The 5,669-nt window shown below is 61.0% G+C and carries 5 protein-coding genes; 1 reads left to right on the top strand and 4 read right to left on the bottom strand.

The features are described 5' to 3' along the window. Positions 1 to 101: 101 nt before the first annotated feature. The 4 genes from NE609_RS16680 to NE609_RS16695 all read right to left on the bottom strand — a co-directional run bounded on the left by NE609_RS16680 (position 102) and on the right by NE609_RS16695 (position 4,074). Complete coding sequence (locus tag NE609_RS16680) at positions 102 to 545, bottom strand: ATP synthase subunit C (protein WP_256153168.1); 444 nt, start codon at positions 543 to 545, stop codon at positions 102 to 104. Positions 546 to 612: 67 nt separating this feature from the next. Continuing rightward, positions 613 to 2,589, bottom strand: coding sequence for a V-type ATP synthase subunit I (locus NE609_RS16685; protein WP_256153169.1), 1,977 nt, complete (start codon positions 2,587 to 2,589; stop codon positions 613 to 615). 128 nt (positions 2,590 to 2,717) lie between these two features. After that, positions 2,718 to 3,758: a V-type ATPase subunit gene (locus tag NE609_RS16690; protein ID WP_256153170.1), complete on the bottom strand. Its 1,041-nt coding sequence runs from the start codon at positions 3,756 to 3,758 to the stop codon at positions 2,718 to 2,720. Between the two features lie 4 nt (positions 3,759 to 3,762). Beyond that, positions 3,763 to 4,074, bottom strand: a complete 312-nt coding sequence (locus tag NE609_RS16695) for a hypothetical protein (RefSeq protein WP_101553108.1) — start codon at positions 4,072 to 4,074, stop codon at positions 3,763 to 3,765. Positions 4,075 to 4,408: 334 nt separating this feature from the next. Here NE609_RS16695 and NE609_RS16700 point away from each other — a divergent pair, with 334 nt between their 5' ends. Then, the gene (locus tag NE609_RS16700; RefSeq protein ID WP_256153171.1) at positions 4,409 to 5,482 is read left to right on the top strand and encodes a hypothetical protein; all 1,074 of its coding nucleotides are present in this window, start codon (positions 4,409 to 4,411) and stop codon (positions 5,480 to 5,482) included. The last annotated feature ends 187 nt before the right edge of the window (positions 5,483 to 5,669 follow it).

The raw sequence follows: 5,669 nt of genomic DNA on the forward strand, positions 1-5,669 counted from the left end.
GGCCCCCTGCGGCTTCTTTCCCCCATTTCTTGTCCGTACAAGAAATGGGGCCGCCTGCCGGGGCGGGACCCGGCAAACTACACCGCTCACTGAGCGGTAAATCAGAGCTTATTAATCAGCAGAATCGAGATCAGAAGTCCATAGAGCGCGACGCCTTCGCCGAGGACGACGAAGATCAGCGCCTTACCGAACGCCTTGGGGTCCTCGGAAAACGCGCCGATCGCGGCGGGGGCGGTGGACGCGATCGCGATGCCCGCGCCCAGGCAGCTGAGTCCGGTGGCGAGCGCGGCGGCGAGATAGCCCATGCCCTGGTTGTTCTGGGCGGGGACGGTCTCGACGGCGGCAGTGTCCGGGGCCGTGTCGGGATCGGGCGTTTCGGCCGAAACGCCGACCGCCATCATGATCATCAGCAGGGTAGCGATGAGGAAAACGCCCGCGTTGGCAAGCACGCGCCTTCTGGCGCCGGAGGTGGAACCGACCTTGACGATGGGGATGAGCAGCAGGGTGGCCACGATCACCGCGGCGGTAGCAATCACAAACAACATCACAAATTACCTCCAAATTGAATTGGTATCCGCGCCCGAAGGCACAGAGACGTGTCGGATGAGAAGATCACTTCCCCGCGCCCTTTACCGTGACGGGGGAGAATGGTTTTCCGTCGCCGTCGAAATAGCGGCTGAACATCTCGTAGAACTCGAGCCTGAGCACCTGGATGCCCACGATGAGGCCCTCCATGCCCATCACGAAGAGGTTGCCGATGATGATGACCGCGGGGCTGGCGGCGTTCCCGACCATCTCGGAGAGGGTGAAGACGACCGCCATCATGCCCGCGTGGCTGAGCACGAAGCCGCCCACGCGGAGGAAGGACATCGTGTTGGAGAAAAAGCTGAGCACCACCTCAAAGAGCTCGAAGGGCGCGACCGTCAGATAGGCGCCCATGCCCTCCTCCGGCTTTGCGCCGAGTCCGCGGAGCAGGTTGCCGAGCGGCTCCTTGAGCAGGATGACCGCCAGCGGCAGAACGATGAGCAGGATGACGTAGAGGTGGGTGAAATAGTTTTTGCCCGCCAGAAACATCATGACCGCGCCGAAGAGGACCGCGCCGTAAAAGACAAGGCCCGCTACGCCGTTGGCGGAGAAAAACGCCCGTTCATAGTCGCGCTTGCGGAGGCTGACGAAGATATCCATCAGGATACAGGTGCAGATGAGCACCACGCCGAGCGCGACCGCAGCGATGAGGATGAGGTTGGTGTTTTCGGGGGCCATGACCTCGATCGGCTTGCCGGGCAGGCCCAGGACGTTCGTATAGAAGGGGGTGAGCAGCTCCTCGAACCCGAACACCGACCCGTAAAGGGTACCGAAGATGCAGGAGAAGATGCCGATCCGGTTGACGACCGCGCCGATCTGGAACCGCTTGAACCTCCAGAGCAGCCACCCGCCCAGCACCAGCACCAGCCCCTGCCCGAGATCGCCGAACATGACGCCGAAGAGGAGGGAATAGGTGAAGGCCACGAAGGGGGTGGGGTCGAAGTCGCCGTAGGCGGGCAGGCCGTACATCTCGACGAACATCTCGAACGGGCGGGAGAACCAGCCGTTTTTGAGCTTGGTGGGCGGCTGGAGCCGTTTGTCCGAGTCGTCCGGCTTGACCTCGACGGTCACGTCGGCAAGCAGCCGCAGACTCTTTGCAAAGTCGTCCGCGCGGCTCTCCTCGATAAAACCGGTGATATAGAATACGTCGATGAATTCCCGTTTCAGTACAGAGACATATTTGCGCATGTCGAACGAGTCAGAGAGGAATTTCAGCCGGGTGTAGAGCTTGTAGTAGCGGTCCCGCTGCGCGTCCACCAGCTCCTGGAACTGGTTTTTGGCCGCCGCGAGCTGCTCCCGGTTGGTGGCGATCTCCTCCCGCAGCCGCGTCAGGGCGGTCTCCGGGGTGCCGTGGATGAAGGCGGGCACCCGCATCCGCTCAAAGTAGAGGGAGGAGAAGATGTCGTCGATCTCGGGCGCGTCCTCCGCCATGCAGAAATAGGCGCCCCAGCGGTAGTCCTTCTCCGCGTCGAACGATTTGAAGATGAAGGGCTTTCCCGCATAGAAGGAGAGCTTCTGGTAGCTGTCGAGCGGCAGCCTTCCGAGCCGCACCTTGATATACTTGCAGGTGAAAAGCTCGTCGAAATCGACGTCGAGCTCCGCCAGGTGGGACAGGATCAGCAGCGCGGCCTCGTCCTGATCGATCTCCCCCTGCAAAAAGTTCATCCGTTCCCGCAGGGCGCCGAGCCCCTCGGAAAAGGTCCTGTAAAAATCCTCGTAATACTGACGGCTGTGCGCCGCGACGCGGGACAGCTTGTCGCTCCGCACATATTCCGGCATGTACTTGGGGTTGAGCCCCGCCGCCACGCCCGCGTCGGTCAGCTTTTGCAGCGCGTCGGTGTAGGGGTTCTCCTCCGACAGCGGCGTGAAGCCGCGGATGCCCCCCGCCGCCTGCTGCGAGGGCTCGGGATGGAAATCCCCCCTGTCCAAACAGCGTATGATGACGTCGTCGAGGCTCTTCATATCGCCGACGATGTTCACCAGCGCCAGCTTGGCAATCGACATGTGAATCCGCCCTTTCTCCGGCAGACGGGAACCGGCCCCCGCCGGTCCCCCCGGGATATTTGAAATGCCCGCCCCACCGGGGCCGGCCGGTCCTTCGCGTTTGAATCGGTCCTTCGCCTGGTCGTCCTTTACGCCTTATAGAGCAGCTTTTCGATCTTCTCGGGGGGCAGCCCGTAGCGGACCCCCTCGATGATGCGCACGATGTCCTCCGTCTCCATGCTGCGCAGCAGCATGAACGCCATATACACCACCTCCGGGCTGGTCGAAAAGCGAAGCAGCCGTCTGGTGGCGCGGTAGCGCACGCCGTCCGTCTCCCCCTCGAAGAAGCCGGTCTCCGGATCGAGCCGCCGCCCGTAGGGGGTGGCGGAAAGCAGCTTCAAAAACGCCTGCGTGTCCCGCGCGCTGACCATCTCCTCGAGCTGGCGCGGCCTCAGCCGGCTGTAGAAGGGGAGCATCGTCACACGGATGCGGTGGGCGTCCGCCTGAAAATAGGTTTTCATCCGGTAGATCGTGTTGAGGTTCATCAGCTCCGCCCGCATGGTGATCAGCTCCCGCAGCTCGGCGGAGGCCCTGCCGCGCGTCTCCCGCTTCGCCCGTTCGAGCAGCGTGGAAAAATAGCAGGTGCGCAGCGCCAGCTCATAGCGGGTGTAGCGCAGGGTGTTGCCTTCGGGCGGGTGCTGCTTCTGGCAGCGGCGCAGCACCGGCTCGTAGACCGTCCCGGCCACCGCCTCGATCACCTCGTCGAGGGAGCGCGCCCCCGCCAGCCCCAGGATGTTGAAGCTCGCGTAGGGCTGCATGAAGGTGGGCAGGGAGGCGACGAAGTCCTCCTGCTCGTCGGAGATGATGTTGCGCAGGCTTGAAAGGATCAGCTCGATCTCCAGGTCCATGACGATGTACTGGTAGATGCTGTCCTTCTCGCGGACATATTTCGCGAGCCGCACGTACTGGTAAAAGAGGTCCCTGTGCAGCAGGTTCTCCAGCTGGCGGCGGTGGATCGTACTGTCCTGGACCCCCTCCAGCGCCGCGCGGTAAGGGGTCTTCTCCCGCAGGTAGGCGGAGATCTCCTGCACGTTCTGCTTGCGCAGCAGGTCGTCGTACTGGGCGGGGGAGAGCATCTGCCCGTACATGGCGCGCGCCTTGGAGATCACCGCGTTTGCATACTGCGCCACGGCGTCACCCCCCGATGCAGCGGTTCACGATTTCGGCGACCCACCGCGCGCTGTTCTTCCGGTAGTTCGCCTTCAGGCGGCCGAGCGCCTCCTCGTGGCGCGCGCGCGCCGCGGCAAGGGCCTCCTCCTTCTCCACCTGGGCCTGCTGGCGGAACTGCTCCACCTTTTCCTGCTCCCGCTCGTGGTACTGCTTCGCGAGCTCCTTTTTATAATCGTCCATGTGCGCCAGCACGCTGCGGCGCTCCTCCTCCGCCTCTTCCACAAGCCGCCGGCCGCGCTTGTCATATTCGACCAGATTCTTGATGACCCGTTCCACAGCACCATCCCTTTCGCCGGAAGATGGAAGGGGGCTAATGCCCCATTCTGATTGTTTACTAAGTGTAGTCTCATTTTTTTGCTTTTGCAAGCGGATTTTCAATCCGCCGCGGTTTTTGCCCGCTTTCTGTGAGGCTCAAACCAAATTTCCGCTCCGGGGGCGCTATTTTTGTCAAACTTAACAATGTTTGGGACAGACACTAAGAAATTCAGGCAATATTTCCCGAGAGAAAATCCCTCGATTTCCTTGATTTTCATTATACTAATTGTTATACTGTTAGTGAATATAGACAGGCACCAGTACGGCTGCCAAGTTCTGAGGGAGGATCCAAGCTATGAAAAAATTGACGGCGACCATCAGCGTGCTGCTGGTACTTGTCATGGCGCTTTCCGCGCCGGCATCGGCAATCGCGATCATCACCAGCGACACCTTCAGCACCAGCGCCAAATCGGCCGACAAGTGGGTGACCGACCGGTATGAGCCGGAGGAGTTCGACCGCTCGGACGGCAAGCTCTATCTCTCCGTGGGGCCTAAGGGCTACTACAAATACCGCTCGGACGACAAAAAGGACAAATACTACGCCCTCCAGGGCAAGAAGCTCCCGGTCGAAATGCCCTCGAGCAACACCTGGACCGCAACCGTGAAGATCAATATCGACGACAACTGGTTCTCGTCGAACGACGGACGCCGCCGCGCCGAGTTCCGCGTCGACCTCGTGGACGGCGACGGCAACACGCTCAAGAACTCCTCGCCCGCCATCGCGCTCGTCAAGGGCGGTTCCGGCGCGCCCGTGCTCAAATATTATAACCCGAAAGCACAGGGAAGCTGGGGCATGGCCAACCGGTTTGTCAACGGCGACAAGGAAACCGAGGACCTCACCGTGGAAGAGGGCTGGCACTCCCTGCTCATCAAGGCCAACAACGGCGTGCTCACCTACTACTTCGACGAGAAGAAGCTCGGCAACTGCACGCTGACCACCAAGGACGTCTATCCCTCCTACATCGCGCTCAATGTCTATAACTACGACCGCCCGCAGATGGTCGAGTGGGATAACGTCACCCTCTACGACGGAAGCTATCTCATCCGCCAGCTCTCCTCCGAGGCGCAGGACAAGAAGGATGAACGCCTGGAGAGCCAGTACGAGAAAAAGCGCAACAACTGGGAGGACAAGTACACCGAGTACATGTTCGACCGCAACAGCTCAAATAAAACCGTGGAAATCGACGGGAAGACCTTCGACACTGGCAAGTGGTATACCCAGAGCAAGCTCAAGAGCATGTTTAAAATTTCCGACAAGGATTGGGACAAGGAAAACGCCGAGCTGAAAAAAATCTTGGATTCTGCTAAAGGTGTCGATATCGATACCCGCGAGAAAAAAGAAATGCCCGACAGCTATTGGGACTACTGACGCGCCCCATTTGCGGCCCCTGACCGCAAATGGCCTGTGGGCGGGTCTGCCCGGCGCTTTGCGCCGGAGCGCCGCTTCGCGGCGACGCCCGCCCACGCGCGTTCACGGGCGGAGGGTCGGCGACCCTCCCCCGTGTGCCCCTACCTGATAAGTGCTTAAATGATAAAGCGGCCGCCCCGGCGGGGGG

This window comes from Anaerotruncus sp. DFI.9.16 (assembly GCF_024461615.1).
Lineage (GTDB): Bacteria > Bacillota > Clostridia > Oscillospirales > Ruminococcaceae > Anaerotruncus > Anaerotruncus massiliensis.

Excerpts from the sequence above, each read along its gene's own strand:
- NE609_RS16680 (WP_256153168.1), bottom strand. The coding sequence starts at position 545 with ATGTTGTTTGTGATTGCTACCGCCGCGGTGATCGTGGCCACCCTGCTG.
- NE609_RS16685 (WP_256153169.1), bottom strand. The coding sequence starts at position 2,589 with ATGTCGATTGCCAAGCTGGCGCTGGTGAACATCGTCGGCGATATGAAG.
- NE609_RS16700 (WP_256153171.1), top strand. The coding sequence starts at position 4,409 with ATGAAAAAATTGACGGCGACCATCAGCGTGCTGCTGGTACTTGTCATG.